Below are 4,716 nucleotides of genomic sequence, written 5' to 3'. Positions count from 1 at the left end.
TCACCCAGCTCAATCCGAAAACCCCGCACCTTCACCTGCTGATCAACCCGCCCCACGAACTCCACAACCCCATCACCACGACGCCGAACCACATCACCCGTCCGATACATCCGCCCACCGGACCCATCAAACGGACACGCCACAAACCGCTCCGCCGTCAACCCGGCCCGACCCAGATACCCCCGCGCGAGACCTGGCCCGGCCAGGTACAGCTCCCCCTCCACCCCGGCCGGAACCGGCCGCAGCCACGAATCCAGCACGTACGCCCGGGTGTCGCGGACCGGCGAGCCGATCGGCGGGATCTCACCCGTCTTCAGGGGAGCGCTCATGGTGGCGGCGATGGTCGCCTCTGTCGGGCCGTACGCGTTGATCATCAGACGGCCGGGGGCCCAGGCGTCCACCAGGTTCGGCGCGCAGGCGTCCCCGCCGACGATCAAGGTCTGCAGGTCGGGCAGCGAGACCTCCGGAACCCCGGCCAGGGCTGCCGGGGGGATCAGGGCGTGGGTGACCCGCGCCTCCCGCAGGGCGTCGGCCAGCGCGGCCCCGCTGTAGGCGTCGGAAGGAGGAATGACAAGGGCGGCCCCGGCGGCGAAGGCCATCAGCAGTTCCATGACCGAGGCGTCGAAGCTCGGCGAGGCGAAGTGCAGAACCCGGCTGTCCGGGGTGATCCCGAACCTGTCGACCTGCGAGCAGGCGAGGGCGGCGATGCCGGCGTGGGTGACCACCACACCCTTGGGCCGCCCCGTCGAGCCGGAGGTGTAGATCACGTACGCCGGACGCTCCGGCACGAGCGGCACACCGAGATCGGACTCCGCGTATCCGGAGGTGTCGGCCCCGGCCAGCCAGCCGGCGTCGATCACCAGGGCGGGGCCGGCGTCCGCGAGCATGTAGGCGACCCGTTCCTCCGGGTAGCCGAGGTCGACGGGCAGGTACGCACCACCCGCCTTCAGCACGGCCAGCGCCGCGACCACCAGATCGGCGGAACGGCGCAACCTCAGCGCCACCAACCGCTCGGGGCCGATTCCGTGCTCGGCCACCAGCAGCCGAGCCAGCCGGTTGGCGCGGCCGTTGAGCTGCCCGTACGTGACAGCCTCGCCGCGATGGACCAGCGCGGTGGCCTCGGGGTCACGGACGACGGCGGCTTCGAAGAGCTCGGGCAACGTACGGCGCGGCACCGGTGCGCCGGTGTCGTTCCACTCCTCGACGGCCTGGCTGTGCTCGGCGACGTCAAGGATGCCGATCCGGCCGACCGGCGTGTCCGGGTCGGTGACGATCGTGGTGAGCAGCAGGCTCATCCGGTCGAGCAGCCGCCGAGCCTCGGCTGTGCTGAACAGGTCGGGCCGATGGTCCAGCCGCAGGGTGAGGCGGTCGCCGGGGACGGCGGCGAGGGCGAGAGGGTAGTGATGGGCGTCTGTCGAGCCGAAGCCGGTCAGCCGCACCCCGCCAAGGGCGGTACCGGCGGTGGAGGGATCGAATGGGTAGTTCTCCAGCACGGTGACCGTGTCGAACAGGATGCCGCGCTGGATTTCGGTCAGCCCCAGGTGATGGTGGGGCATCAGTTCCGCCTGCTCGTCCTGGAGGCGTTCCAGCATTTCGCCGACGGGCTCGGCGGGCCGGAGCCGGACCCGGACGGGCACGGTGTTGATGAACAGGCCGACCATGCGCTCGACCCCGGGCAGCTCAGGCGGGCGGCCCGATACGACCGCGCCGAAGACGACGTCCTCGCGGCCGGTCAGCTTGGCGAGCAGCAGTCCCCACACTCCCTGCAGGACCGTGTTGACCGTGACGCCACGGCGACGGGCCAGTCTGGTCAGCGCGGCGGTCAGGTCGGCGCCCAGCTCGGTGGCGACCTTGCCCGGCGTCACGGGCGCGCCCGCGGCGGGCGCGACCAGCGTCGGCTCGTCAATGCCCTCCAGTGCCCGGTCCCAGGCATCCTTCGCGGCGGCGCGGTCCTGGCGGGACAGCCAGGCCAGGTAGTTCTTGTACGGCGGCGCGGGCGGAGCCTCCACACCGAGATAGAGCGCCAACAGTTCGGCGACAAGCAGCGGGGTGGACCATCCGTCGAGCAGGATGTGATGGTTGGTAATGATCAGCCGGTGCCTGCCGGGCTCCGGTCGTACGAGAACGAAGCGGATGAGCGGCGGCACCGCCAGGTCGAACGGGCGTGCCCTCTCCTCCGCGGCCACCGCGGCCGGATCTGCCCCCTCGACCTCCCGCCAGGACGGTTCGACACTGTCCGGAATGACCTGGACGGGCCGGCTGAGGTCCTCGTGCCAGAAGGCGGCGCGCAGGTTGGAGTGGCGTTCGAGCAGCCTGGCGGCGGCGGCACGGAGCGCGGGGACGTCCAGCGGGCCGTCCAGGTCGAGGGTGACCTGCGCGGTGTAGAGGTCGTGCTCGTCGTGGAGGGCGTGGAAGAACAGGCCCTGCTGCAGCGGCGAGAGCGGGAGGATGTCCTGGACCTGCGTCAACGCTTCTCCCACGCGGCTTGGATACGGTCGATCTCCTCCTGGTCCAGATCGACCAGGAGGTCGCTCGGTGTGTGTCCTCCCGCGCCGTGCTCGGCCAGCCCGGCGAGCGCCTCGAACCAGGTCTCGGCCAGCTCGGCGACCTCCGCCTCGTCGAGCACCCCCTCGGGCCAGGACCAGACGGCCTCCAGGTGAGGGCCGTCCGGCCGGTCGTGCGTGGTCACGTTGACCTCCAGGACATGGGCCACCGGCATCCCGGGGTCGTAGCCGCCGATCTCGGCGGGAACCAGGTTCCAGTCGCCTCCGGTGACCGCGACCCGGCCGAGGTAGTTGAACACGATCTGCGGGCGGGGAAGCTCGGCGAGCTTCTGCGCGGTCTCCGGCGCGAGATGGCGGAGCATCCCGTAACCCAGCGGGTCGGGCAGCGCCCTGAGCTGCTCCTTGACCTTTTTGATCGCCTGAGCCGCGGACCGCTCGTCGGACCAGCCGGTCAGACCCGGGTCGAGCCTGACGGGGTGGATGGTGGTGAACCAGCCCACGGTCCTGGACAGGTCGACGTCGGGGAAGATCTCCGCACGGCCGTGTCCCTCCAGGTCGAGCAGGACGGAGGTGCCCCGGGCGCCGCGCCTCCTGCGCCAGTGGGTCACGGCCAGGGCCAGCCCGGCGAGCAGCACGTCGTTGACCCGGCCGTGGAACGCGGCGGGGACCGCCGCCAGCAGAGGTCCGGCCTTCTCCGGAGGCAGGGTACGGCGGAGGCTGCGCAACGTCGCGGCGGTGTCGAGGCGCGGATCGAGGGGCCTGCGCCCGATACGCGGATCAGGGCCGTCGAGGATCTCGACCCAGTGGTCGAGTTCGCCGACCCTGTTGGGAGCCTCGTCGTGCAGGCGGTGTGCCCAGGTACGGAAGGAGGTGGGCACCGGCTCCAACACCGGGACGCTCACCTGAGCGACCGTTCCCTGAAGGAGCCCTTCTTGAGCGGTCGCGTCTTGCCGGATGCCCCCTTCTTGCGCTGTCGTCTTTCCCGGGGCCGATCGTCGGATGACCCCTTCGTGAACCGCCACCTGCGGGACCGCTTCCTGACCGGCCCCTTCGTGCGCCGCCGTCTTTCCCGGGGCCGATCGTTGGATGGCCCCTTCGCGAACCGCCACCTGCGGAGCCGCTTCCTGACCGGCTCCTTCGTGAGCCGTCGTCTTTCCCAGGGCCGATCGTTGGCTGGCCCCTTCGTGAACCGCCACCTGCGGGACCGCTTCCTGACCGGTCGCGCTCCAGGCGGTGAACAGGTCCGGCAGCAGGATGCGCCAGGACACCCCGTCCACCGCCAGATGATGCACCGTCACCACCAACCGGCCCGACACCTCCGATCCGGCGTCCAACCACGCCACCCGGACCAGCTGCCCGGACACCGGATCCAACCCCGACCGCGAGACGACCGCCTCCTCGGCCACCACGGCGGCCAGATCCCCCGACACCTCCACCCGGCGCACACACCCGTCCGCCACCACCGCCCCCCGCAAAGCGACCTCGTACCCCCCCTCCGCCGACACCCGCAACCGCAACACGTCATGGTGATCCAGCACCACCTGCACCGCGGAGATCAGACGATCCAGCCCCAGCCCGGGAGGAACCTGCAGGACGACCGTCTGGCTGTAACCGGCGACAGGACCTTCGCGCTCCGCGAGCCAGGCCATGATCGGAGTCGCTGGAAACCATCCGATCCCCGCGTCTTCCGCCTCGCCCCGCTGCTGCCACTCCTCGACCGCGACCGCGGCCAACTCCCGCACGCTCTGATACCGGAACACATCCCGAGGCGAGAACACCACCCCCGCCGCACGCCCCCGAGCCACCAACCGAATCGCCACGATGCTGTCCCCACCCAGATCAAAGAACCCATCGTCAACCCCCACCGCCTCAACCCCGAGCACCTCGGCGAACAGACCGCACAACACCTCCTCCCGCACCGACAACGGCCCCCCACCCGACACCACCACCGACGGCGCCGGTAACGCTGCCCGATCCAGCTTCCCGTTCCCCGTCAACGGCAACGCCTCCACCACCACCACCGCCGACGGCACCATGTAATCGGGCAACACCTCCCCCGCGAACCGCCGCAACCGCCCCACATCCAACCCACCCGACAGATCCACCGCCGCGTCCGTCGCGGCCTCCACCACGTACGCCACCAACCGCCGATCCCCCGGCCGGTCCTCCCGCACCACCACCGCCACATCCGCCACCAGCGGATGCGCCGCCA

At 70.8% G+C, this 4,716-nt stretch carries 2 protein-coding genes; both read right to left on the bottom strand.

The genetic code is table 11. The features are described 5' to 3' along the window. A partial coding sequence (locus ABT061_RS48140) for a non-ribosomal peptide synthetase (RefSeq protein ID WP_350930428.1) occupies nucleotides 1-2,468 on the bottom strand: 2,468 nt, incomplete at its 3' end. Continuing rightward, on the bottom strand, nucleotides 2,465-4,716 hold a 2,252-nt coding region (locus tag ABT061_RS48135), incomplete at its 5' end, for a condensation domain-containing protein (RefSeq protein WP_350930427.1). The genes ABT061_RS48140 and ABT061_RS48135, both read right to left, overlap by 4 nt.

Source organism: Streptosporangium sp. NPDC002544 (assembly GCF_040295965.1).
In the GTDB taxonomy this organism is placed as follows: domain Bacteria; phylum Actinomycetota; class Actinomycetes; order Streptosporangiales; family Streptosporangiaceae; genus Streptosporangium.
This window is presented reverse-complemented; position numbering and strand designations above follow the sequence as displayed.